This is a genomic window from Stenotrophomonas sp. GL_111 (assembly GCF_057835245.1).
In genome coordinates this window covers 4,145,067-4,169,258 of sequence record NZ_CM174421.1, presented here as the reverse complement: position 1 = coordinate 4,169,258, position 24,192 = coordinate 4,145,067, and the positions used below count along the sequence as shown (strand labels likewise).

Here is a 24,192-nt window from a genome sequence, read left to right as displayed (position 1 = left end):
GCGGTTCTCGACTGCTTCCTGGTCGGCTGTGGACTGTACCGCGCAGGCGTGCCGATGCCCAGCGTGGCGGCGGCCAGCGGGCCGGACGCGACGTCCGGCTGCGTGATCACCCCGGCAGGCTGCCGAGGTATTTGTCCTTCAGGCGCACATAGTGGTCGGCCGAATAGTGCAGCGATTCGATCTGCTTGGCGCTGAGCGTGCGCACCAGCCGCGCCGGGTTGCCCACCCACAGCTCGCCTTCGCCCACCACCTTGCCCGGGCCGACCACCGCGCCGGCGCCGACGAAGCCATGCTTTTCCACACGCGCGCCATCGAGGATGCACGCGCCCATGCCGATCAGGCAGTAATCGCCGATGCTGCAGGCATGGATGATGGTGCCGTGGCCCACGGTGACGCCCTCGCCGATCAGCGTGGGGAAGCCTTCCAGGTTGTACGGGCTGTGGTGGCTGACATGGATGATGGTGCCGTCCTGGATGTTGCTGCGCGCGCCGATGCGCACATGGTTGACGTCGCCGCGGATCACCGTACCCGGCCACACCGACACGTCATCGCCCAGTTCCACGTCACCGATGATGGTGCAGGCCGGGTCGATGTAGCAGCGCGCGCCGATGACCGGCAGTTTGTCGAGGAACGGGCGGATCGGGGACATGCGGCACTCCGGAAAGACAGGGCCGGAGCGTCGCTGAGGGCGGTGTTCCGGTGACAGGATGATAGCGCGGGCGTCGCCGACGTCCGCCACGCATGGCGTGGCGTTACACCGGCGCGTGTGTAGCCAGCATCCGCCGGAACAGGTCGTCCAGCTGCCGGGCTTCGCCGGTGCCGGAGGCCAGCCTGGGTGCCGCACGGGCCATGTCTTCCAGTTCGGCTTCGATGTACGTGCTGATGGCGGCCACACGCGGGCCATCGGCAACTTCCGCGCTGGCGCGCTTGATCTCCAGCAGCTGGTCGATGGCGGCGCGCACCGGGCCGCCGGGCAGCAACCGGTCCAGCAGCAGTTCGAAGGCCATCGGCGGTGGCGTGGGTTCGCACTCGATCCAACGGCAGGCCAGCAGCGGGCGCAGCACGTACAGATACTTCTTGGTGCGTACCCTCTCGCCGCGCAGGTAGCCACGGAAGTTGGCCTGGGCCATGTTGAAGTAGTGCCACCAACTGCCCAGTGGCGAATGGAACTGGTCCACCGCCTCGCGCAGCTGCGCCACCGCCGTCGCCTCCTGCCGGTACACGATGGGCGAGCGCAGCCACTCCGACAGGGTCGGGTTGGACTTGGACACCAGCCGCAGCGCCTTGCGCAGGTCCCAGCCGCTGACATCGAGTTCGTCATCGATGGGGAGTTCGATCACGTCGCGCTGGGCCTGGCCGGGGCCGGTGAGCTCGTTGACGCTCAAGTACCACGGCTGGCGATGGACGTAGATGAAGCGGGCGTCGTAGTCGCTGTCGGGCGAGGAAAATCCCCAGCCGCGGCTGCCGGACTCGCAGGCCAGCAGGATGCGGACATCGTGGTCACGCTCGATCCGTTCCAGTTCGCTCAATACGGCGCTGCGCTTCTCCGGCGCGATCGGGTGGATATCCATGGGGGTGCTTTCCTGCGCGCTACGGCGATTGCCCGGTTGACCCTGGATTATGCACAGCCGGCCAGCGGCCGGCACTACCGAAGCAGGCGATGAGGAGAGCCCCCTTGGTAAGGGGGCGCGCCGAAGGCTTCACGCCACGCGGCTGCGTCGCGCGCGTTCCAGATGCACCAGCAACAGGGAGATCGCCGCCGGGGTCATGCCCGGAATACGCTGGGCCTGGCCGAGGGTCTGCGGGCGCACGCGCTCAAGCTTCTGCTGCACTTCGGCCGACAGGCCGCGCACGCCGCTGTAATCGAAATCGGCGGCGATCGCGGTGTTTTCGTGGCGCTGCTGGCGCTCGATCTCGTCGCGCTGACGGTCCAGGTAGCCGGCGTACTTCACGCCGATCTCGACCTGCTCGGCCACCTTGGCATCGGCCACGGCCGGCCCAAGCGAAGGCACCTGCATCAGTTTGGCGTAGTCCAGTTCGGGGCGCTTGATCAGGTCCAGCACGTTGGTTTCGCGGCTGACCGCAACGCCCAGCGTGGCTTCCACTTCGCGACCGAGCGCATTGCCGGGGGTTGCCCACAGCGCACGCAGCCGGGCCGATTCGGTGGCCACGGCTTCCTGCTTGGTCTGGAACGCGGACCAGCGGCGTTCATCGACCAGGCCCAGCGTGCGACCGGTCGAGGTCAGGCGCACATCGGCGTTGTCTTCGCGCAGCTGCAGCCGGTACTCGGCGCGGCTGGTGAACATGCGATACGGCTCGGTGGTGCCGTGGGTGATCAGGTCATCCACCAGCACGCCCAGGTAGGCCTCGTCGCGGCGTGGGCACCAGCCGGCTTCGTCGCGCACATGGCGGGCGGCGTTGATGCCGGCCAGCAGGCCCTGCGCGGCGGCTTCTTCGTAGCCGGTGGTGCCGTTGATCTGGCCGGCGAAGAACAGCCCGGATACCGCCTTGGTCTGCAGCGTGTTGTACAGCCCGCGCGGATCGAAGAAGTCGTACTCGATCGCATAGCCGGGACGGGTGATGTGCGCGTTCTCGAAGCCGCGGATACTGCGCACCAGCGCCAGCTGCACATCGAACGGCAGCGAGGTGGAAATGCCGTTGGGGTAGATCTCCACCACGTCCAGCCCTTCGGGCTCGACGAAGATCTGGTGGCTGGCCTTCTCGGCGAAACGCACCACCTTGTCTTCGATGGACGGGCAGTAGCGCGGGCCGATGCCTTCGATCTGGCCGCTGTACAGCGGCGAGCGGTGCAGCGCGCCCCGGATGATCTCGTGGGTCTGCTCGCTGGTATGGGTGATCCAGCAGCTGACCTGGGCCGGGTGCTCGGCAACGCTGCCAAGGAAGGACATCACCGGGCGCGGCGAATCGCCGGGCTGCTCGTCCATCACGCGGTAGTCCAGCGAGCGGCCGTCGATACGCGGCGGGGTGCCGGTCTTCAGGCGGTCGATCACGAACGGACGCTCGCGCAGGCGCGCGGCCAGGGTGGTGGCCGGCGGGTCGCCCATGCGGCCGGCCGCGTACTGGGTCTGGCCGACGTGGATCTTGCCGGCCAGGAAGGTGCCGGCGGTCAGCACCACGGCCGGCGCGGTGAAGCGCAGCCCGGTCTGGGTGACCACGCCGCGCACCGCATCGGCACCGGCGGCGTTGTTCTCGATCAGCAGGTCGTCCACCGCCGCCTGGAACACGGTCAGGTTGGGCTGTGCTTCGACCATCTGGCGGATCGCCATCCGGTACAGGTTGCGGTCGGCCTGGCAGCGGGTCGCGCGCACGGCCGGGCCCTTGGAGGCGTTCAGGGTGCGCCACTGGATGCCGGCACGGTCGGCGGCGTGCGCCATGGCCCCGCCGAGGGCATCGATCTCCTTGACCAGGTGGCCCTTGCCGATGCCGCCGATGGCCGGGTTGCAGCTCATCGCGCCGATGGTTTCCACGTTGTGGGTCAGCAGCAGGGTGCGCGCGCCGCTGCGGGCAGACGCCAGCGCAGCTTCGGTGCCGGCGTGGCCGCCGCCGATCACGATGACGTCGTAACGGTAGAAGGAATCGGTCATGTCGAGGGAACTCGGGGGCGCGGACGCCTGGATCGGCCCTGGGGAGAGGGCGCGGGTGGTGATTTTAGCGCCAATCGGGCAGGGCGATAAAAATAACCCTCAAGTTGGCACGTTTTCTGCAGATAACCCAATAGCACCCAGGATGGCAGGCGCGCAGGCGCTACGGACCGGAATTGGAACAGGGGCCGGTCCATGCGCATCCCGGGGAAGCAGAGGGGCCGACAGTCGGGGGACTGTCGGCCCTGTTTTTTTCCGGCCACCGGCTTTGCACCGATCCAAAAACAGAAAGCCCCGCCATGGCGGGGCCTTCTGTTTTATAGGTGCCGACATCCGACAGGGCCGGAACAGGGGGGATCCAGAGATTCCTGTCGGATATCGACATAAAGCTGAATGTGACGCGCTGGGTCATTTTGCGACCGAACCCGTCACCGCCTGGCTAGATTGAACCGCCAGGCACGTGAAAATCAAGCCGCTTTCGCACCCATTTGTGCGTCAGTTCACATTGTTCATATTGCGCCACGGGGAACCGTTCATCCGGCGCTGCGGTTGGCTGGGCGCCTGTGCCGGTCGCGCCTGCGGCGGAGGCGACGGGCGTTGCTGCTGTTGCTGCTGCACCTGCGGCGGACGACGCCCGCCGACCGAATCCATGTTCCGCCACGGCGAGCCACCGTTGTAGGTCGGGCGCGGGCGATCCGGCGGTCGCGACGGATTTCCGCCGTTGTCCGGGCGCGGCGGCGGGCGATGGTTGTGCGGCGGGCGATAGTTCGGATACGGCCGGTAGTACGGATAGCCACCGCCACCGTAACCGCCACCGTAATAGCCACCGCCGTAGTAGCCGCCACCGCCATAGCCACCGGGGTAGCCATACGGATAGCGGTACTCCACCGACGGCGCACCGTGGTAGTAACCGCTGCCGCCACCACCGCCGACATAGTCGTAGGTGGCGCAGCCGGACAGGGCCAGCAGCAGGCCACCGGCGAACATCAAGCGCATCTTCATGATCGGGTCCCCCCAGAGGGTATGGGCCCAGCTTCAGCCCGTCGCATTGAATCGGCCCTTAACTTGGCCGCACTGAATGAATGATTGGCATGGTGTCACGGTCGCAGCAGGCGATGCGAGTGGGGGCCATACGTTAATCTTGCGTCATGAGCGATTCACCCTTGCCCTGTGTCGATGATCTGCTGGCCGCTGCCGCGCGCATTGCCCCGCATGCCCGCGTGACCCCGGTGCTGCAGTCGCGCACCCTGGATACGCTGAGCGGCGCGGCACTGTCCTTCAAGGCCGAACACCTGCAGCGCAGCGGCGCGTTCAAGTTCCGTGGTGCCTGCAATGCGGTGTGGGCGCTGGCCCCGGAACAGGCCGCGCACGGCGTGGTGACCCACTCCTCGGGCAATCATGGTGCGGCGTTGGCCCTGGCCGCGCGGACCCGTGGGATCGCCTGCCATGTGGTGGTGCCGCAGGGCGCGGTGGCCACCAAGCTGGCCAATATCGTCCGCCACGGTGCCACGCTGTGGCGCTGTGAGGCGGGCATCGCCGCACGCGAGGGGATGTGCGCCCAGGTCCAGGCCGAAACCGGCGCCAGCCTGGTGCACCCCTATACCAACCCGCTGGTGATGGCCGGGCAGGGCACCGCCGCGCTGGAACTGCTGCACAGCCACGGCCCCTTCGATGTGCTGGTGGTGCCGGTCGGCGGCGGTGGGTTGGCGTCGGGTACCCGCCTGGCGCTGCAGGCGGCGGCTGCCGGCACGCGGCTGATCCTGGCCGAGCCGGAGGGGGCGGCCGATACCGCGCGTTCGCTGGCCGCCGGCGAGCGCCGCATCGACTTCACCCCGGACACCGTCTGCGATGGCCTGCGCACCACGCTGGGCGCGCCCAACTTCGCGCTGCTGCACGGTGCCGCCGAGGTGATCACGGTCAGCGACGCGGCCACCATCGCGGCGATGCGGCTGCTCTGGCAGGTGCTCAAGCAGGTGGTGGAACCGTCTTCGGCGATCACCCTGGCCGCGATCCTGGCCGAACCGGCGCGCTTTGCCGGGCTGCGGGTGGGCGTGGTGCTGTCCGGTGGCAATGTCGACCTGGATGCCTTGCCATGGGCGCAGGCATGAGCCGACGCGCGCGGCCGGGGCTGCTGGGTTGGGTGTGGCGGTTGTGCATCGCGCTGGCGGTATGGCTGCTGTGCGTGACTGCGTGGATCGTGTGGGTGGGCGAGCGCGACCAGGCCGCCAAGGCCGACGCGATCATCGTGCTGGGCGCGGCCGCGTATGACGCCAAGCCCTCACCGGTGTTTGAAGAACGCATCCGGCACGGGCTGGATCTGTACCAGCAGGGCTATGCGCCGCTGCTGATCTTCACCGGCGGCTACGGCGGTACGGCGGCGCGCTTCTCCGAATCGCAGGTGGCGCGCCGCTATGCGCTCAAGCAGGGCGTGCCGGACGAGGCGATCCTGATCGAGACCGCCTCGCGCACCACCCGGCAGAACCTGATCGAGGCGCGCCGGTTGATGCAGCAGCGCCACCTGCACCGGGTGATCATCGTCAGCGATCCGCTGCACATGGCGCGCGCGCTGCGCCTGGCACGCGAGCTGGGCATCGATGCATTAGCGTCTTCGACACCGAGCACGCGCTTCCGCAGCTTCCACACCAGCTGGCGCTTCCTGGCGCAGGAAATCTACTTCTTCCACCGCGATCTGTTTCCACAGAGCGGTGGCTGAGTCGTAGGACTCAGGGCTGTTTGCGCCGGATCGGAATTGCCGAGACCGGTACGCTGGCCACGTCGTGGCCGTGCTCGCGGATGGGCGCGCCGGCATCGGGGGCCCAGGCGTGTGCGTAGATCACTTCCCAGCTGCTGGGCAGCTTGCCGTCGTCGCGGCGCAGCGGTTCGTAGGCCGCGCGCGCGGCATCGAAGCGGCCGCGGCCGGTGAGGGTGTGGCGGCGGTCGTGGCGGGCGTTGGTGGCGCCGATGGCCTGCAACTCGCGCATCAACGCGGTCAGGTCATCGTAGGTGAGGGTGAACAGGTCGCGGTCCAGCACCGGGTCGCGGAAACCGGACATCATCAGCGCATCGCCGAACTGCGCGATCGGCGCGAAGCGGCTGACATGCGGCACCGCGTCGGCCTGGGCGAAGGCCTCGCGCAGCTCCACCAGCGTGTCCGGGCCGAAGGTTGAACACACCAACAGGCCGCCGGGCTTGAGCACGCGGCGGAAGCCGGCGAACACCGCAGGCAGGTCTTCCACCCATTGCAGGCACAGGTTGCTGAAGATCACATCCACGCTCTGGTCCAGCAGCGGCAGTGCCTGTGCATCGGCACACACGCGGGTGAACGGCTTCCACCAACCGGCCTGTTTTTTGGCTTCGCGCAGCATCGGCTCGGCCAGGTCCAGCGCGATCACCTGCGCCTTGGGCCAGCGCTTCTTCATCGCCGCACTGGCGTGGCCGGTGCCGCTGCCGATGTCCAGCACCACCTGCGGCTGCCGCGCTTCCAGGTAGTCCAGTGATTCCAGCAGGCGTTTTTCCACCTCACGCTGCAGCGCGGCGGCGGCATCGTAGCTGCTGGCGGCACGCGAGAACGCGCGGCGGACGTGGTGCGGATCGAAACTGGACGTCATGGAATACTCGCTGCGGAAACGGTGAGGCGGTGGACGTGGTGCGCGGAAACTCAGAACGTGCCCGGGTAGGCGCCGCCGTCGATCAGCAGGTTCTGCCCGGTGATGTAGCCGGCCTGCGCGCTGCACAGGAACGCGCACGCCGCGCCGAACTCATCGGCGGTGCCGAAACGGCCGGCCGGAATATGGGTGCGCTTGCGTTCGGCGATCTGGCCGGCGTCGATGCCCTGCTGCTGGGCCAGGTAGGCGAAGTTGCCGCGCAGGCGGTCGGTGTCGAACTGCCCGGGCAGCAGGTTGTTGAGGGTGACGTTGTGGGCCACGGTCTTGCGCGCGAGCCCGGCGACAAACCCGGTGAGTCCCGAGCGTGCGCCGTTGGACAGGCCGAGGATGTCGATCGGGGCTTTCACCGAGGACGAGGTGATGTTGACCACGCGACCAAAGCCGCGCTCGATCATGCCATCGACGGTGGCGCGGATCAGTTCGATCGGCGCCAGCATGTTGGCATCCAGCGCGGCGATCCAGTCCTCGCGGGTGAACTGGCGGAAATCACCGGCGGGCGGGCCGCCGGCGTTGTTGATCAGGATGTCGACCTGCGGGCAGGCCGCCAGCGCGGCCTCGCGGCCGGTGACGGTAGTGATGTCGGCGACCACGCCGATCACGTTGCCCGCGCCGGGCAGTGCCTGCAGTTCCCGCACGGCGCGCTCCAGTGCATCTTCACCGCGCGCGGCGATCACCACATGCACGCCCTCGCGTGCCAGCGCGCGGGCGCAGCCCAGGCCAAGCCCTTTGCTGGCCGCGCAGACCAGTGCCCAGCGGCCGGAGATTCCAAGATCCATGCGTCAGTCCTGTTGTCGGTGGCAGGCGTACATCATCGGCGATGCGGGTGGGGGATGGCTCAGGGCAGGGCGGCAACGAACTGTTGCAGCGCGTCGGCCACCTGTTCGGTGTGGCCCAGGAACGGGGCATGCCCGCCGTGGGCGATGACCTGTGCCTGGGCCACGGGAGACAGCGCGGCGGCGGCCTGCATGGCACGTGCCGAGACCAGCTTGTCGCGCTGCCCGGCCAGCCACAGGCTGGGCTTGCCCAGCGAGGGCAGCGCGCCGCGCAGGTCGGTGTTCTCGAGCAGACGCAGACCTTCGTGCAGCGCGCGCGGGGCCGGTTCGCCGCGCGCGACCAGCATCTCGCGCAGCGTGCGCAGCTCCTGCCGTGCATGCTCCGAGCCCATCGCATCCAGGGCCAGGAAACGTTCCAGCGTGCCGCGATAGTCCTGCGCCAGGTCCTGGCCGAACTGTTCGAACACCGCCGGATCAACTGCATGCGGCCAGTCCTCGCCGCGTACGAAACGCGGGGTGGCGGCGATCATCACCAGGGCCCGTACCTGCGGCAGCGTGGCGGCAGCATGCAGTGCGAACAGGCCGCCCAGCGACCAGCCGCACCACACCGCCGGCGGCGTCGCGGCGGCGATGGCGTTGACCACGTGCGGCAGGCGCAACGGGGTGGGATCGTCGCGGCTGCTGCCGTGACCGGGCAGGTCGACCAGATGCAGCTGGTGGTGCGCGGCGAGGCGCTCGACCAGCGGGGCGAAGACCCCGCCGTGCAGCGCCCAGCCATGGATCAGGACCAGCGCCGGGCCCTGGCCGACCACCTCGATATGCATGCTCACAGCGCCCGCATCACGCGCTCAGGGCATCCAGCGACTGCTGGCGCAGCACGGTGTCGCGGGCGTGGGCGATGGCATCGGTGAGCGCGCGCACCTGGGCCGGGGTGTGCAGCGCGGACAGGGTCACGCGCAGGCGCGCCTTGCCTTCCGGCACGGTCGGCGGGCGGATCGCGCTGACCAGGAAACCGGAGGCTTCCAGTGCGGCCGACAAGGCCATCACCGTGGATTCGGCCCCGCACAGCAGCGGCTGGATCGGGGTATCGGAGGGCATCAGGTCCAGCCCGTGCTGACGCGCGCCGGCGCGGAAAATGCCGACCAGCTCGCCCAGCTTCTGGCGGCGCCAGTCGTCGCGCCGGGCCAGCTTCACGGCGGCCAGCGAGGCCGCGGCCTGAGCCGGGGGTACCGCCGTGGTGTAGATGTAGGGCCGTGCGGTTTCGGCCAGGTGCTGGATCATGGCTTCATCGCCGAGCACCAGCGCGCCGCTGCCGCCCAGCGCCTTGCCGAGCGTGGCCAGCTGCAGTGGCACATCGTTGACGCCCAAGCCAGCGTCGGCCACGCAGCCCCGGCCGTGCTCGCCGACCACGCCGATGCCGTGCGCGTCATCCACGTACAACAGGGCTTCCTGCATGCGTGCCACCAGCGACAGCGAGCGCAGCGGGGCGATGTCGCCGTCCATGCTGAACACGCCATCGGTGGCCAGCATCGCCGCCCCGTTCGGGGCGTGCTTCAACTGGCGCAGCGCGCCTTCGGTATCCAGGTGCGGATAGCGGCGCAGCCGGCAGCCGGCCAGCCGCGAGGCATCCAGCAGGCTGGCGTGGTTGAGCCGGTCCTGCACGCAGACATCGTCTTCTTCGCTGAGCAGCGCCTGCTGCACGGCCAGGTTGGCGGCGAAGCCGCTGCCGAACAGCAGCGCACGCGGATAGCCGAGCCACTCGGCCACTTCCCGCTCGAGCGCGTCGTGCAGGGCATGGTGGCCGCAGACCAGGTGCGAGGCGGTGGCGCCGGTGCCTTCGCGCGCGGCGGCATCCTGCAAGGCGCTGACCACGCCGAACTGTTGGGACAGGCCCAGGTAGTCATTGCTGCAGAAGCCGGTCAGCCACTGGCCGTCGACTTCCAGCCGCACGCCATCGCGACGGGTCACCGTACGGCGCACGCGGATGCGGCCTTGGGCGTCACGGAGCTTGCGCTGGGCCTGGATGCGGTCGTGCAGGTCAGGACGGGCCATGGTCGTCGGCTGGCATGGGTGGGCGGCTAGCGTACCCGGTTGCCGGGCACCGCGCTCGGCCCGCTCAGGCGGCCCGTTCGCAGCCGCCACCGCACGCGCCCGCCTTGGCGGTGATGTCGGCATGTACGGTGCCGGGGTGGTCGTGGTCGGCCGCATCAACGGCCACCGCCATCGGGCGCAGCCCCAGCCGCTCGAACAGGGCCAGGTCGCGCTCGGTGTCCGGGTTGCCGGTGGTCAGCAGCTTCTCACCGTAGAAGATCGAATTGGCCCCGGCCACGAAGCACAGCGCCTGCAGCTCATCGCTCATTGCCTCGCGCCCGGCCGACAGCCGCACCATCGCACGCGGCATCACGATGCGCGCCACGGCGATCATCCGCACGAACTCGAACGGGTCCAGTTCGGCGCTGCCGTGCAGGGGGGTGCCGGCCACCTGGACCAGCCGGTTGATCGGTACCGAATCGGGGTGCGCGGGCAGGTTGGCCAGCGCCACCAGCAGCCCGGCGCGATGCGCGCGGGTTTCACCCATGCCCACGATGCCGCCGCAGCAGGTCTTCAGCCCGGCGTCGCGGACGTGTTCGAGGGTATCCAGGCGGTCCTGGTACTGGCGGGTATGGATGATCGAGTCGTAGTAGTCCGGCGCGGTGTCCAGATTGTGGTTGTAGTAGTCCAGCCCGGCCTCGCGCAGGGCCACCGCCTGGTCGCCGCTCAGCATGCCCAGGGTGGCGCAGGTTTCCAGGCCGAGCGCCTTCACCTCGCGGATCATCGCCGCCACCTTGGGGATGTCGCGCGGCTTGGGCGAGCGCCAGGCCGCGCCCATGCAGAACCGCGAGGCCCCGGCCGCCTTGGCCTGGCGGGCCTTGGCGACCACCTCCTCGGTGGCCATCAGCTTCTGCGCCTCCACCCCGGTGCTGTAGCGCTGCGCCTGCGGGCAATAGGCGCAATCTTCCGGACAGCCGCCGGTCTTGACCGACAACAGGGTGGAGACCTGGACTTCCGCCGGGTCGAAGTGCTCCCGGTGCACGCTGCTGGCGCGGTGCAGCAGTTCCGGGAACGGCAGCGCGAACAGCGCCAGCAGGTCGTCGCGGTGCCAGTCGTGGCGGATGACGGAAGCCATGGGGAAGTCCTGACAGATTGTGGAACGAAAGGGCGGCAGTCTGGTGAGGTGATCCGACGCTGTCAACTATTCAATGTTGAATAAAGTTTACGATGCATTCGCCTGGCTCGGCCTCCAGGCCCTGCCACTGCGCTGCCTGGTCTGCCAGGAACCCGGCAGCGACGGGTTGGACCTGTGTGCGGCCTGCCATGCCGGGCTGCCGTGGAACGATCGCGCCTGCCCAGGCTGTGCGCTGCCGCTGCCTGCAGGCGAACCGGCAGCACGCTGTGGGGCCTGCCTGCGCGCGCCACCGCGGCAGGCAGCGGCAGCGTTTGTCTACGCCGCGCCGGTGGACCAGTTGCTGCGGCGCTTCAAGTTCCACCAGGACCTGGCCGCGGGGCGGCTGCTGTCGCAGCTGATGCTGCAGCGGGTGCCCGGCTTTCTCGACAGCCCGTTGCTGCCCATCCCCCTGCATCGCAAACGCCTGCGCGCACGCGGCTACGACCAGGCTTGGGAACTTGCGCGGCCGCTGGCGCGCGCGTTGGCCGTGCCGTTGTGGACCGGTCTGCACCGCCAACGGTTGACCGCCGCGCAGTCGGATCTGGATGCCGACGCGCGGCGGCGCAATCTGCTGGATGCCTTCGCCGTGACCGCACCGCCGCCCACGCGGTTGACGCTGCTGGATGATGTGATGACCACCGGCGCCACGCTGGATGCGGCGATGCGCGCGCTGGGCCGGGCCGGCGCCAGCGAAGTGCATCTGTGGGTCTGCGCACGGGTGCCGTGAGCATCATTGCGCGGTCTGCACGCCAGTGCGGCCTACCATGCCGGATCACTATGCCCTCAAGGATCACGCATGAACCTGCCACCGGATTCGCGCACCACGCCGCTGCTGTCGTTGATCGCACGCAGCTGGTGGGTGCTGCTGCTGTACGGCGTGGTCGCCGTGGTGTTCGGCCTGATCGCAATCATGCGGCCGTTGTCGGCGGCCACCGCGCTGGCCTGGGCGATCGGAGTAATGGCGCTGGTGGAGGGATTGATCAGCCTGTTCGCGCTGTTCGGCGGCAACAGCGGCGTGCCACGCGGTTGGCTGTTGGTGTATGCGCTGGCCTCTTTGCTGTTCGGCGTGCTGGCGGTGATCAACCCGCTGGCCACCGCCAGTGTGTTGATCCTGCTGCTGGCGGCGTGGCTGATCGTGGCCGGCATCTACCGCATCGTGTTCGCGGTGCGCGTGCGCCGGCAGATCCAGGGCGAGTGGCTGCTGATCCTCAGCGGCGTGCTGGCGATCGTGCTGGGCGGCTTGATGGTGGCCAACCCGCTGGCCGGGGTGGCGGTGACGACCTTGTGGATCGGCATCGGCAGCCTCATCTATGGCCTGCTGCAGGTGCTGGTGGCATTCCGCCTTCGCCGCCTGCGGTGACGCAGGCCGGGCAAGACCCGGCCGCACCTCAACATGGAGGAAGGCGTATGCGCAGGTACTTTCTTGCAGCAGTGTTGTTGGCCAGCATGGCAGGACTGGCGGGATGCCAGCAGGCAAAGCAGGTGTTCCAACCGGACGTTTCGGCCGCCCCATTGCCACAGGCACGCATCCTGATGCGCGAAGTGGATGAGCAGGGCAGTGCCGGTACAACCGTACTGAAGGACGCGCAGGGCCAGCCACTGGCGGTGCTGGAGCCCGCATTCATCAGCACGGCCGATATCGCCTCGTTGTCGCTGGGCACGGCCGAGCACAGCGGCGAACCCGTGTTGAACGTGATGATGACCGAGGCCGCCGCCCCGCGCATCCTGGCGGCTACCGAAGCACGTGTTGGCCGCCGCGTGGCCTTCAGTGTCGGCGACAAGGTGCTGTCGGTAGCGACCATCCGGGGGCCGTTCGGCAAGGCCATGCAGGTGGCCGGCCTGGGCGATGCGCAGCAGGCCCAGCGCATGTATACCGAGATCACCGGCAAGCAGCCCTGACGCGTACCCGGTGCCGCATTGACCGGTGCGCGGGTCCGCGCACCGGTCATCTCAACGGAAATTCGCCTCGATCTGCTCCAGCGACTTGCCCTTGGTCTCCGGCAGCCAGAACGCGGCGATCAGGAAGTACAGCAGCGTGCAGCCAGCCCAGAAGAAGAACATGCTGGCATAGCCGTGGTGGCCGACCGTGGGCAGGAAGATCGCCGCGATCACGGTGGACACGAACTGGTTGATCAGCAGCGCGATGCTCATGCCGTTGGAGCGGATGCGCGTGGGCATCAGTTCGGACAGCGCCAGCCACACGCACACGCCCGGGCCCACCGCGAAGAAGGCCACGAACAGCAGGATGCAGCCGGCTACCAGCCAGCCATGCGTGGAGGAAGGCACCGGGCCAATCATCGCGCGCTCGATCACCAGCGGCGCCTGCGCGGCAAGCGCCGGATCCGGGAACGGATTGAGATGCAGCGTGCGGAAGAACTTCCCGATCACGCTGTCGGCCGAGACCGCATCTTCGCGACGGATCTGCAGGGTGGCGTCGATCGGGTTGTCGCTGCGCAGCGAGCGCACGTTGCTGAAACCGCCGTAGGCATAGGACACGGTCAGCTGCTGCGGCGCGGTGCTGGCGGTGCGGTCCAGGTCCTGCCATTGCGCGGCATCCAGCGGCAGTGACAACGTGCTGCCCGCCACCTGCTGCTGCAGCTGCGCCTGTACGTCGAGGCGGCCATGCTCGGCTTTGACGAACAAGAGCGCGGCCGCCAGCAGGGCCACGGTGATGCCGCCGCTGCCCAGCATCAGCAGGAACTTGCGGCCCTTGCGGTCCACCAGCACCAGTGCCACCACGGTCATCAGCGCGTTGAGCAGCTTGATCGCCACATCGGCCCAGTTCGCCACCGCGCCGGGCAGACCGGCCTGGTTGAGGATGTTCACCGCATAGGCCAGCACCGAGTTGATGCCGGTGGCCTGGGTGAAGGCAAGTACCAGGCAGGCCAGCACGAAGGGCCACACGTAACGCCGGCTCAGCAGTGGGTCGCGCTTGCCGTTGCGGCCCGCCTGCACTTCTTCCGGGGCCTGCATGCGCTGCAGCGTAGGTTCGACATCACTGGGCGCCACGTTGCGCTGCAGGGCCTTGCGGGCCTTGTCGATGCGGCCACGGCGCACCAGCCAGCGCGGCGATTCGCTGATCAGCAGCACCCCGGCGGTGAACACCAGGCCGGGCAGCAGGCAGCTCCAGAAGATGGTGCGCCAGGCGTGGTCCTTGACGTCGAACAGCAGGCGCTGCTGTTCGGCGGCGGGCAACAGGCGCACCGCGTCGGCAGCGGCATCGACGGCGTGCGCGTGGTACAGCCCGATCAAGGCGGCCAGCACCAGGCCGATGGTCAGCAGCAGCTGGAACATCGCCGCCCCGCGGCCGCGCCGCTCCGGACTGAGTACTTCGGCCAGGTAGAGCGGCACCACCACGCCGATCAGGCCGCCGCTGATGCCCTGCAGCAGGCGCCCCATCAGCAGCGCGGAGTAGCCGTCCGACAGCGCCATCACCGGGATGCTGGCGGTGAACAGCACGCCGGCCAGCAGCATCGCGCCGCGGCGGCCGATCAGATCGGCGACCATGCCGGCGAACAGCGAGGACAGCACGCTGCCCAGCAGCACCGCAGCCACCACGAAGCCGAGCTGTTGGCTGGTCAGATGCCAGCTGGCGGTGGCGGTGGCCTCCAGGTAGGGCAGGGCGCCGGCGATGATGCCGATGTCGATGCCGTACAGCAGCCCGCCCATGCCACCGATGAACAACAGATAGCGCACTGGCCAACGCGGGGCGTCGGCGCTGGAGGGCACGGGCATCGCGGCGGAAACATCGTTCATCGGGCCAGTCCTGTGTGCAGCAGCATGCGCCGGAGTGGCGCGGGAATCAGCGCTCAGTCGAGCGCAATCGCTTCGCCTTCGACCACCACGCCGCGTACCTGCAGGTCGCCATCGAGTACCACCAGATCGGCCCAGGCCCCCACGGCGATGCGGCCGCGGTCGGCCAGCCCGAGGTAGTCGGCGGGGAAGCGCGAGACCCGGTTGGAGGCATCGTCCAGGCTCAGCCCCAGCGCGACCAGGTTGCGCAGCGCCTGGTCCATGGTCAGCGCGCTGCCGGCCAACGAGCCGGTCGACAGGCGCACGCAGCCCAGGCACTTGTGCACGCGCTGCGGGCCGAGCGCGTATTCGCCATCGGGCATGCCGGTGGCGGCGGTGGCATCGGTGACGCAGTAGAGCTTGGGGATGGCGCGCAACGCGGTGCGGATCGCGCCGGGATGCACGTGTTGCAGGTCGGGAATCAGTTCGGCGTATTCGGCGTGTGCCAGGGCAGCCGTGGCGATGCCCGGGTGGTAGTGGTCCACCCCGGTCATGCCGTTGAACAGATGGGTGAAGCCAGCTGCGCCGGCCTGCAGGGCGGCCACGCCGTCTTCGTAGGTGCCGGCGCTGTGGCCGAGCTGGACGCGGATGCCCAGCGCGCTCAGCGCCGGGATCAGGGCCAGGTGTCCGCCGATTTCCGGGGCCAGGGTAAGCACCTTGATCGGTGCGATGGCATGCAGCCGGCGCACGTCGTCCAGGGTGGCTTCGACCACCAGCGGTGGCTGCGCGCCGAGGCGCTCGATGCTGATGAACGGGCCTTCCAGGTGCACGCCGAGCACGCGGGCCATGCCCGGAGCGCGGATGCCGATGGCGCCGGCAAGGCCGTGCAGGGCCTGCACGATTTCCGTATCGTGCGCGGTCATGGTGGTGCCCAGCAGCGCGGTGGTGCCATGGCGGGCATGCGCGCGCGCCACGGTCTGTGCCACGTCGCCGCCCTGCATGATGTCCACCCCGGCACCGCCATGCACATGCAGGTCGATGAAGCCGGGCAGGATCTGCGGTACCTCGTCATCGGTGCGCGGATCGGTGTGCGCGCTGTCGATGGCAAGGATGCGCTGGTCGAAACGGATATCGCCGCGGACCCAACCGGTGGCGGTGAGGATGCGGCCGTGCAGGGTTCGGGGCGGGGTCAAGGCGGCGACTCGGCGATGATCACTTCGATGCCCAGCTTCTGCAGCCCTTCCAGGTACTCGGTGCTGATGCTGGCGTCGGTGATGACGGTATGGACCTGGTCCAGCCGCGCGATGCGGTGCAGGCTGACCCGGCCGAACTTGGAGGCATCGGTGAGCACCACGATGCGGCGTGCGCGCTCGACCATGCGGTGGTTGAGACTGGCTTCGGCCTCGTGGTGGGTGGTGAGGCCGAACTGCAGGTCCAGCCCGTCCACGCCCAGGAACAGCGTGTCGAAGCTGTAGGTGTTGAGGCTGGCCTCGGCCTGGCTGCCCTGCAGCGACAGCGACTGCTTGCGCAGCAGCCCGCCGGTGAGCATCAGCTCCACGCCGGGCGCATTGGCCAGCTCCCAGGCGATGTTCAGCCCGTTGGTCATCACCGTCACGTCGCGATGGCCGCGCAGGTGGCGCGCCAGGGTCATGGTGGTGGAGCCGGAGTCGATGATGATGTTGTCGCCGGCCTTGACCAGGTTGGCCGCATGCACGCCGATGCTGTCCTTCAGCGGCAGGTTCAGCGTGTCCTTTTCGTGGATGTCCTGTTCCTGCGGCGGCGTGCGCACCAGGGTGGCGCCGCCGTGGGTGCGGGTGGCCAGGCCCTGCGACTCGATGTGGGTCAGGTCGGCGCGGATGGTCACCGCCGACACGCTGAAGCGGTCGACCAGCTCGCTGACCTGCACGTTGCCGTGCTCGACCAGCAGTTGCAGGATCTGTTGGCGGCGCTGCCGTGTGTTTCGCATGACGGGCGACTTCATTCGGAAGGAAAGCCGAAGCTTACCGTTCCGAAAGCTCCGTGGCCCGGGAAGTTTCGTTCCGGGCGGCGGCGTGGTTGCGATTGCAGGCGCGGGCGTACTCGGCCAGGCGCTCGGCCACCTTGTGCTGGATCAGCGCCCGCGGTTCGGCGCGCAGCTGCCCGGCTTCGATGGCCAGCTGCTGGTTGGGCAGGAACTGGCTGAGCAGGATCTGCGGCGGGGTGTGCGCGGTGAGGTTGGCCACCAGCGTGTCCAGCGCAGCGCGTACCTCCGGCTCGCCCCAGTAGTAGCGGCTGCGGTCGCTGAGCGAATAGGCACGCAGCAGCTTCAGTTCGTAGGCGTCGCCCTGGTAGTAGCTGCGCCAGTTGGCCGGCTTGTCGCGCATGCACTGGTCGAGCACGTCGATCAGCCCGGAGCACTGCGCGGCCGGCAGCAGTTCGCGTTCGATCATCGCCAGCGCGAACACCGCCTCGCGGAACGCGTAGGTCGCGGCCGGGCCGACCTTGAGGATGGCGAAATGGTCACGCACCAGCTGGTGCAGGCCGGTTTCGGTCTGATAGTCGGTGGAGTGCGCTTCGAACACGATGCGCGGCTGCTGTTCGACGAAGGCCGACAGCGCGGCGGCGGCAGCCGGGTCGTAGTAGTGCACGCTGCTGTGGTCGAAATCCACGCCGGGCTGCACCACCATCGCGATCACCCGTTCCCACGCCGGCAGCAGGTCCGGTGCGGAGAACGCCTCGCGATGGATCGCCAGCGTGGTGGCGGCCGCGGTCGGGGTGGTGACCTGCAGGCCGCCGGCCAGCGAGGCTTCGCCGCCGGGAATCGGCACTTCGGTGCCGATCACATACACCGGCGGCGGCAGGCCGTGTTCGGCGGCGGTGCGCTCGGCGATGCGCGCCAACTCGGCCGAGCGCGCTGCAACGGTGGCATCGGGCAGCGGGGTCGGGTCATCGGCGCAGGACATGCTGCAGTCCAGGTGGATCTTGTGGAAACCGGCGGCGACATACGCGGCGATCAGCTCACGCGCGTTGGCCATCGCGACCTCGGCCGGGCCCTTCTGCCAGGCATTGGGGCCAAGGTGGTCGCCACCCAGCACCAGCCGCTCGGCCGGGAAGCCGGCATCGCGGGCCAGCTGCAGCACGTAGTCGCGGTACTGCGGCGGGGTCATGCCGGTGTAGCCGCCGAACTGGTCAACCTGGTTGGAGGTTGCTTCGATCAGCAGCAGCGTGTCGTAGCGCTGGGCGACCTGCATGGCCGCCAGCAGCACCTGGTCGTTGCTGCAGCACACGCTGTACAGGCCGACGGGTTGGCCCTGGCGGTGGGCGGCGATCAACGATTGGACGGCGGACATGGCAACTCCAGTGGAATGCGGGGGATATCAGGGGGCGCGATGGTGCTGGCGCGCGAGCAGTGCCGCACCGCGGGCACCGCCGGCATCGCCGAAGGTCGGCGGCAGGATCGGCGGCACGCGCACGCCATTGAACAGATAGGGCGCGATCGCGGCGGGCAGGTCGCGGTACAGCTGCTCCAGCTTGGACAACCCGCCGCCGAGCACGATCACGTGCGGGTCCAGGGCCAGGATCAGGCTGGCGAAGCTGTAGCCGAGCAGGTCGCGGTGGATCGCCAGCGCCTGCTGTGCGATCGCATCGCCGGCCTGGGCCTGCGCGACTACCGCGCTGGCATCGAGCGCCTCGCCGCCACGGCGTGCGTGGATCATCGCCAGGCCACTGCCGGAGACATAGCGCTCCAGGCAGCCACGCAGGCCGCAGCCGCAGTCCAGCAGGGGCAGGTCGTGGCGCAGCTGCAACGTGGCCGGCAGGCTCCAGTGGCCCCATTCGCCGGCGATGCCGTTGTTGCCGGCCACCAGCTGGCCGTTGAGGCAGTAACCGCCACCGGCCCCGGTGCCGAGGATCACCCCGAACATGCTCGGGTACCCGGCGGCGGCACCGCCGTGCGCTTCGGACAACGCGAAGCACTGCAGGTCGTTGCCCAGGGCCAGCGGCCGCTGTAGGCGCGATTGCAGGTCATCGCCCACGGTGCGCCCGGTCAGGCTGGGCACGTTGGCGCTGAGCTGGCGGCCGCTGTCGCGGTCGCGCACGCCGGGAAGGCCGATCCCGATCGCCTGGCAGCCCGGCCCGAGCGCGGCATCGGCGGCCTCGACCAGCCCGCACACCGCCAGCAGGAAGGTGTCGTAGTCCTGGCCGGGCGTGGTCACGCGCTGGCGGTAGTGCACCACCAGATCCGCGTCGCAGGCGACCAGCTCGATCTTGGTGCCGCCGATGTCGATGCCGTACCAGGTGTGCATGGCGTGCTCAGCCTTGGGGGTGGATGGTGACGCCCTGCACGACCCGGTTCACGGTGCCATCCGGGAACGGGTTGTCAGGGGTCAGGCCGAGCGCGGCCGAACGCTGCAAGGCGTAGCACTGCGGCATGATCAGCCACAGCGGCGCCAGCCACGGATCGGGCAGGGTGGCGATGTCGAGCCCGAAATCCCCGGCGACGCGGTCAGCGCCATCCGGCCCGACCGAGATCACGCGGCCGGCAATGCCATCGCGGCGCAGTTCGTCCAGCAGGTCCTGCTCGTAGCGGCGCGACAGCGGCTGCGCACTGCGCAGCATCACCACCAGGGTGTCCGGGTTGAGCGTGGATTTGGGCCCATGGCGGAAACCCAGCGGCGTGTTGGCCAGTGCCAGCACGCGGCCGGCGGTGAGTTCGAGCACCTTCAGCGCGGCTTCGCGTGCGAGCGCTTCCAGCGGACCACTGCCCAGGTAGATCACCCGCGAATACGGCGCATGCGCCAGTGCACCCACCGCGCCATCCCACTGTTGCAGCGCCTGCGCGGCATAGCCGGACAGCGTGCGCAGGCGGGCCAGGCGTTGCGGCCACGGTGCGTTGTCGAAGGTGGTCAGCGCCGCCAGCAGCATGCAGCTCAGGCTGCTGGTCATGGCGAACGCGCGGTCGCAGCTGGCGGCCGGCATCAGCAGCGAGAACGTGTCGCTGCGGCCGTGGCCACGCCGGGCCAGTTCGCCTTCGGCATTGCAGGTGATGTCCAGGAAGCGCGCGTCGTCGACCTGGTCGCGGACCAGGTCCACCACCGCCACGCTTTCCGGGCTGGAGCCGCTGCGGCCGAACGACACCAGCAGGGTCGGGCGGTCTCGCTGCAGGTACAGCGCCGGGTGGGTCAGCAGGCTGGTGGTGTGGATCGCGCGGACCTCGGCAGGCCACAGCGCATTGATCTGGTCGGCGACCATTTCAGCGATGAAGCCCGAGCTGCCGGCGCCGGTGAAGATCACCCGCTGGCCGGGCTGGCGCAGGGCCTCGCCGAGGAAGGCATCAAGTTGGGGCTGGATCGCATCCAGCGCATCGGCCAGCGCCGCCCACAAGCGGGGCTGCTGGGCGATTTCTTCCGCGGTGTAGGCGCCGCCGAGGCGCTGCCATGCGGGCAGATCAGAGAGCAGAGAAGCGTCCATTCGCAATTCCTGTTGGGCGAGCGAACCTTGTTCGTTTTCTTTCGAAATGTCAAATATCGAAAGATAAAGAAAAGCTTGGTCGGTCACAGTTTTCGAGCTAAGTCGGATAGGAGTGAAGTGAAATTCCGCAACGCACCACGGTTTCATGCGATACGAACCGCGCATTCAGCCGCCATATAGAAAGTGCTGCTTTGCCGCATCTTTCGTTTATGGGAAAATATCCTTCATTTTTCTTTGCAATTTGTTGACATCTTTCGAGACCCTGCCCTAGAGTCGGCCGCACTGGTTGCAGATTCCCGCCGACCGCGGGCATGGGGGCAAGGTGGATACCCAGATTCAAGGCACTCGCCGGATTCAACGCACAGGCTTGGCACTCGCCCTGTTGTCGGCATCGATGCTGGCGGCGGCACCGGCCATGGCCGAGCCGCTGGGCAACCTGCGCGCGATCAAGGCCGCTCCGGCCCGCGACGGCAGCCCCGGTTGGGAGATCAGCACGGACAACGGCGCCATGCTGCGCGTGGACCTGCTGCGCGAGGACGTGCTGCGCGTGCAGGCCGGCCGCCAGGGCAAGCTGTTGCCGGCCGGCGACAAGGCCGCACCGATCGTGCTGCCGCAGCCGGCCACGAAGGCCGCCGCGACGCTGGAGGAAGACGGCAGCGAAGTGCGCATCCGCACCGACGCGCTGGTGCTGCACATCCAGCGGCAACCGCTGCGGCTGTCGCTGGAACGCCGCGACGGCGAGCGCAGCGTGCCGCTGTGGCACGAGCTGCAACCGCTGGACCTGGACAAGGACCAGAGCGTGCAGGTGCTGTCCAGCAGCGCCGACGAATTCTTCTACGGCGGTGGCCAGCAGAACGGTCGCTTCGAGTTCAAGGGCCGCGAACTGGAGGTGTCCTACTCCGGTGGCTGGGAAGAGGGCGACCGCCCCAACCCCGCGCCGATGCTGCTCAGCTCACGCGGCTGGGGCATGCTGCGCAACACGTGGAGCGACGGCAGCTACGACCTGCGCCAGGCCGACCAGGCCACCCTGCTGCATCGCGAAGACCGCTTCGATGCGTACTACTTCGTCGGTGCCAGCCTGCACACGCTGTTGGACCGCTACACCGCGCTGACCGGCCGTGCCGGGCTGCTGCCGCGCTGGGCGTTTTCCTACGGCGACGCCGATTGCTACAACGACGGCGACAACATCAAGAAGCCCGGCAGCGTGCCCGAAGGCTGGAGTGACGGCCCCACCGGCACCACGCCGGACGTGGTGGACAGCGTGGCCAAGCAGTACCGCGCGCACGACATGCCCGGTGGCTGGATCCTGCCCAACGACGGCTATGGCTGCGGCTACAAGAAGCTGCCCGAAACCGTGCAGGGCCTGGCGAAGTACGGCTTCAAGACCGGGCTGTGGACCGAGAACGGGGTCGACAAGATCGCCTGGGAAGTGGGCACCGCCGGCAGCCGCGTGCAGAAGCTGGACGTGGCCTGGACCGGCAAGGGTTACCAGTTCGCGATGGACGCCAACCAGTCCGCGTTCAACGGCATCATGAACAACTCCGACTCGCGCCCGTTCCTGTGGACGGTGATGGGTTGGGGTGGCATCCAGCGTTACGCGGTGGCCTGGACCGGCGACCAGAGCAGCAGCTGGGACTACATCCGCTGGCACATCCCCACCCTGATCGGCTCGGGTCTTTCGGGCATGGCTTACGCCAGCGGTGATGTCGATGCGATCTTCGGCGGCAGCGCCGAAACCTTCACCCGCGATCTGCAGTGGAAGAGCTTCACCCCGGTGCTGATGGGCATGTCCGGCTGGTCGGGCAGCGCACGCAAGCACCCGTGGTGGTTCGATGAGCCCTACCGCAGCGTCAACCGCGATTACCTGAAATTGAAGATGCGCATGACCCCGTACATGTACGGGCTGGCGCACGAGGCGGCCACCACCGGCGCGCCGCTGGTGCGCGCACTGATGTGGGATTACCCCAACGACCCGCAGGCCAATACCGAAGCGCACAAGTACCAGTTCCTGCTTGGCCGCGAACTGCTGGTTGCCCCGGTCTACCGCAGCCAGGCGGCCAGCCGTGGCTGGCGCCGCGACATCCACCTGCCGCAGGGCCGCTGGATCGACTACTGGGATGGCCGCCAGCTGCAGGCCGGTGCCGATGGGCGCCAGCTCGATCGTCCGGTCGACCTGGCCACGCTGCCGGTGTTCGTGCGCGCCGGGGCCATCATCCCGATGTATCCGGACATGCTGTACGACGGCGAGAAGCCGCTGGATGAGGTGACCTTCGACCTGTACCCGCAGGGCGATTCGCAGTACACGCTGTACGAAGACGATGGCGCGACCCGTCGCTACGAGAAGGGCGAGTCGAGCACCCAGCAGATCCAGGTGCAGGCGCCGGCGCAGGGCACCGGCCCGGTGCAGGTACGCATCGCTGCCGTGCAGGGCCAGTACGCCGGCCAGCTGGCGCAGCGTCGCTACGGCCTGCGCGTGCTCAGCCGCCAGCGCCCCAGCGCGGTGACGGTGGAAAGCCGCGCGCTGCCGATGCTGGCCGACAAGGCCGCCTGGCAGGCCGCGAACGAAGGCTGGTACTTCGATGCCACCGAGCGCCGTGGCACCGTGCATGTACGCACCGCGCCGGTGGATATCCGCCAGCCGCTCGCGCTGCAGCTGGACCTGCCGGTGGCCAAGGCGCTGGCCGACGATGCCTACCCGGCCGCACCGGAGCTGGGCCGTGCGCTGCCCTCCGACAGCCTGCTGGTGGTCAACCGCCCGGCCGAAGAACCCGGCTATGAACTGGAAAAAGCCTTCGACGACGATCCGGCCACCTGGTTCCGCACCGTGCGCAACCAGGCGGTCAAGACCGGCGCGCACGAATGGGTGGTCGGCTTCGGTGAGCGTCGCCTCATCGACGGCATCGAGATCGCGCCGCGCAATGACCAGCACTGGAAGCATGGCCAGGTCCGCGACTACGAAATCTATATCGGCGACAGCAACGGTGAGTGGGGCGAACCGGTCAAGCGCGGTCGCCTGGTGCTGAAGCAGGACAAGCAGCAGATCGATTTCCCCGCCCATGCCGGCCGCCTGCTGCGCTTCCGTGTGCTCAGCACGCAGAACCCCGAAGGCGACGGCGCCAGTGCCACCGATCCGATGGTGACCGCCGCGCAGGGCAGCGTGGCTCGTGCAGTGGATGCACTGCAGCCGCGCGATGTCGGCCCGATCGTGCTGTCCACCTTCCATGTGTTGGAACACGTGCAGGCCGAGCGCCCGGCGCAGCAGCAGTACCTGTCCGCACTGCCGGTGCCAGCCGCGCTGGCCAGCACGGTGGCGGCCGACCACGCCTTCGGCGGCAAGGTCGACATGCGCATGAATGGCCTGCAGTTCCGCCGTGGCCTGGGCGTCAACGCCGGCAGCCGCATCGATCTCAAGCTTGCTGGCAGCTGGCGCCTGCTGCGCGCCGATCTTGGCATCGATGACACCTGCCGCAGTGCCGGCGGCATGCAGTTCCAGGTCTGGGGCGATGGGCGGCTGCTGTATGACAGCGGCCTGGTCAAGGCACCGGGCGTGGTCAAACCAGAATTGGACGTGCGCGGCCTGCAGACGCTGAGCCTGCGCACGCTGGGCGCGCAGGGCGAACACCCCGCGCAGGTCTGTGGCAACTGGGCCAATGCGGCCCTGGTCGGACAGGAGGGCGATACCGCCAGCATCGTGTCGCCGTAACCCCGAACACCGCGTTTCGAACCGTTCTCTCCGTTTCCCGTCTGCGGCCTTCTGGCCGCGGCAC

The 24,192-nt window shown here is 68.6% G+C and carries 21 protein-coding genes; 6 read left to right on the top strand and 15 right to left on the bottom strand.

Annotation, left to right across the window (positions count from 1 at the left end):
- Window positions 1-106: 106 nt before the first annotated feature.
- The 4 genes from AC3IPM_RS18515 to AC3IPM_RS18500 form a co-directional block, all read right to left on the bottom strand.
- Entirely contained in the window at window positions 107-649 is a 543-nt protein-coding gene (locus AC3IPM_RS18515) for a gamma carbonic anhydrase family protein (protein ID WP_489301696.1), read from the bottom strand.
- Between the two features lie 103 nt (window positions 650-752).
- Entirely contained in the window at window positions 753-1,571 is an 819-nt protein-coding gene (locus AC3IPM_RS18510) for a nucleotidyltransferase domain-containing protein (protein WP_489301695.1), read from the bottom strand.
- Between the two features lie 129 nt (window positions 1,572-1,700).
- Complete coding sequence (mnmG, locus tag AC3IPM_RS18505; protein ID WP_489301694.1) at window positions 1,701-3,605, bottom strand: tRNA uridine-5-carboxymethylaminomethyl(34) synthesis enzyme MnmG; 1,905 nt, start codon at window positions 3,603-3,605, stop codon at window positions 1,701-1,703.
- A 492-nt stretch (window positions 3,606-4,097) separates the two neighbouring features.
- The gene (locus AC3IPM_RS18500) at window positions 4,098-4,604 is read right to left on the bottom strand and encodes a hypothetical protein (RefSeq protein WP_489301693.1); all 507 of its coding nucleotides are present in this window, start codon (window positions 4,602-4,604) and stop codon (window positions 4,098-4,100) included.
- 146 nt (window positions 4,605-4,750) lie between these two features.
- Here AC3IPM_RS18500 and AC3IPM_RS18495 point away from each other — a divergent pair, with 146 nt between their 5' ends.
- The gene (locus AC3IPM_RS18495; protein WP_489301692.1) at window positions 4,751-5,710 is read left to right on the top strand and encodes a pyridoxal-phosphate dependent enzyme; all 960 of its coding nucleotides are present in this window, start codon (window positions 4,751-4,753) and stop codon (window positions 5,708-5,710) included.
- On the top strand, window positions 5,695-6,315 hold the full coding sequence (locus tag AC3IPM_RS18490) for a YdcF family protein (RefSeq protein ID WP_489301691.1): 621 nt from the start codon (window positions 5,695-5,697) through the stop codon (window positions 6,313-6,315). The genes AC3IPM_RS18495 and AC3IPM_RS18490 overlap by 16 nt, the downstream gene beginning before the upstream one ends.
- 10 nt (window positions 6,316-6,325) lie before the next feature.
- Here AC3IPM_RS18490 and bioC read toward each other — a convergent pair whose 3' ends face one another.
- The 5 genes from bioC to bioB all read right to left on the bottom strand — a co-directional run bounded on the left by bioC (window position 6,326) and on the right by bioB (window position 11,206).
- Window positions 6,326-7,210 (bottom strand): malonyl-ACP O-methyltransferase BioC, encoded by an 885-nt coding sequence (bioC, locus tag AC3IPM_RS18485; RefSeq protein ID WP_489301690.1) that lies wholly within the window; start codon window positions 7,208-7,210, stop codon window positions 6,326-6,328.
- Window positions 7,211-7,260: 50 nt separating this feature from the next.
- The gene (locus tag AC3IPM_RS18480) at window positions 7,261-8,043 is read right to left on the bottom strand and encodes an SDR family oxidoreductase (RefSeq protein ID WP_489301689.1); all 783 of its coding nucleotides are present in this window, start codon (window positions 8,041-8,043) and stop codon (window positions 7,261-7,263) included.
- 59 nt (window positions 8,044-8,102) lie between these two features.
- Entirely contained in the window at window positions 8,103-8,864 is a 762-nt protein-coding gene (gene bioH / locus AC3IPM_RS18475) for a pimeloyl-ACP methyl ester esterase BioH (RefSeq protein WP_489304214.1), read from the bottom strand.
- A 16-nt stretch (window positions 8,865-8,880) separates the two neighbouring features.
- Window positions 8,881-10,092: an 8-amino-7-oxononanoate synthase gene (gene bioF, locus AC3IPM_RS18470; RefSeq protein WP_489301688.1), complete on the bottom strand. Its 1,212-nt coding sequence runs from the start codon at window positions 10,090-10,092 to the stop codon at window positions 8,881-8,883.
- A gap of 64 nt (window positions 10,093-10,156) precedes the next feature.
- Window positions 10,157-11,206, bottom strand: a complete 1,050-nt coding sequence (gene bioB / locus AC3IPM_RS18465) for a biotin synthase BioB (RefSeq protein ID WP_489301687.1) — start codon at window positions 11,204-11,206, stop codon at window positions 10,157-10,159.
- Between the two features lie 73 nt (window positions 11,207-11,279).
- Between bioB and AC3IPM_RS18460 the strand changes: the two genes are divergently transcribed.
- The 3 genes from AC3IPM_RS18460 to AC3IPM_RS18450 all read left to right on the top strand — a co-directional run bounded on the left by AC3IPM_RS18460 (window position 11,280) and on the right by AC3IPM_RS18450 (window position 13,144).
- Complete coding sequence (locus tag AC3IPM_RS18460; RefSeq protein ID WP_489301686.1) at window positions 11,280-11,972, top strand: ComF family protein; 693 nt, start codon at window positions 11,280-11,282, stop codon at window positions 11,970-11,972.
- 69 nt (window positions 11,973-12,041) lie between these two features.
- Window positions 12,042-12,605 (top strand): HdeD family acid-resistance protein, encoded by a 564-nt coding sequence (locus AC3IPM_RS18455; protein WP_489301685.1) that lies wholly within the window; start codon window positions 12,042-12,044, stop codon window positions 12,603-12,605.
- 122 nt (window positions 12,606-12,727) lie between these two features.
- A complete protein-coding gene (locus AC3IPM_RS18450; RefSeq protein WP_489301684.1) occupies window positions 12,728-13,144 on the top strand; it encodes a SecDF P1 head subdomain-containing protein in 417 nt (138 codons plus the stop codon).
- A 51-nt stretch (window positions 13,145-13,195) separates the two neighbouring features.
- Here the strand turns inward: AC3IPM_RS18450 and AC3IPM_RS18445 are convergent, their stop codons facing one another.
- Genes AC3IPM_RS18445 through AC3IPM_RS18420 form a run of 6 tightly spaced genes read right to left on the bottom strand, consistent with a single transcriptional unit; the run spans window position 13,196 to window position 20,425 of the window.
- Window positions 13,196-15,001: an MFS transporter gene (locus tag AC3IPM_RS18445; RefSeq protein WP_489301683.1), complete on the bottom strand. Its 1,806-nt coding sequence runs from the start codon at window positions 14,999-15,001 to the stop codon at window positions 13,196-13,198.
- Window positions 15,002-15,054: 53 nt separating this feature from the next.
- Window positions 15,055-16,170 (bottom strand): N-acetylglucosamine-6-phosphate deacetylase, encoded by a 1,116-nt coding sequence (gene nagA, locus AC3IPM_RS18440; RefSeq protein ID WP_489301682.1) that lies wholly within the window; start codon window positions 16,168-16,170, stop codon window positions 15,055-15,057.
- Window positions 16,167-16,943, bottom strand: coding sequence for a DeoR family transcriptional regulator (locus AC3IPM_RS18435; RefSeq protein WP_489301681.1), 777 nt, complete (start codon window positions 16,941-16,943; stop codon window positions 16,167-16,169). Before AC3IPM_RS18435 ends, nagA begins: the two co-directional genes overlap by 4 nt.
- Window positions 16,944-16,977: 34 nt before the next feature.
- Window positions 16,978-18,306: a D-tagatose-bisphosphate aldolase, class II, non-catalytic subunit gene (locus AC3IPM_RS18430; protein ID WP_489301680.1), complete on the bottom strand. Its 1,329-nt coding sequence runs from the start codon at window positions 18,304-18,306 to the stop codon at window positions 16,978-16,980.
- A 27-nt stretch (window positions 18,307-18,333) separates the two neighbouring features.
- On the bottom strand, window positions 18,334-19,260 hold the full coding sequence (locus AC3IPM_RS18425) for an ROK family protein (RefSeq protein WP_489301679.1): 927 nt from the start codon (window positions 19,258-19,260) through the stop codon (window positions 18,334-18,336).
- A gap of 7 nt (window positions 19,261-19,267) precedes the next feature.
- Window positions 19,268-20,425, bottom strand: a complete 1,158-nt coding sequence (locus tag AC3IPM_RS18420) for an SIS domain-containing protein (protein WP_489301678.1) — start codon at window positions 20,423-20,425, stop codon at window positions 19,268-19,270.
- Window positions 20,426-20,819: 394 nt separating this feature from the next.
- On the opposite strand from AC3IPM_RS18420, the gene AC3IPM_RS18415 reads away from it, so the two are divergent.
- Window positions 20,820-24,128 (top strand): TIM-barrel domain-containing protein, encoded by a 3,309-nt coding sequence (locus AC3IPM_RS18415; RefSeq protein WP_489304212.1) that lies wholly within the window; start codon window positions 20,820-20,822, stop codon window positions 24,126-24,128.
- The last annotated feature ends 64 nt before the right edge of the window (window positions 24,129-24,192 follow it).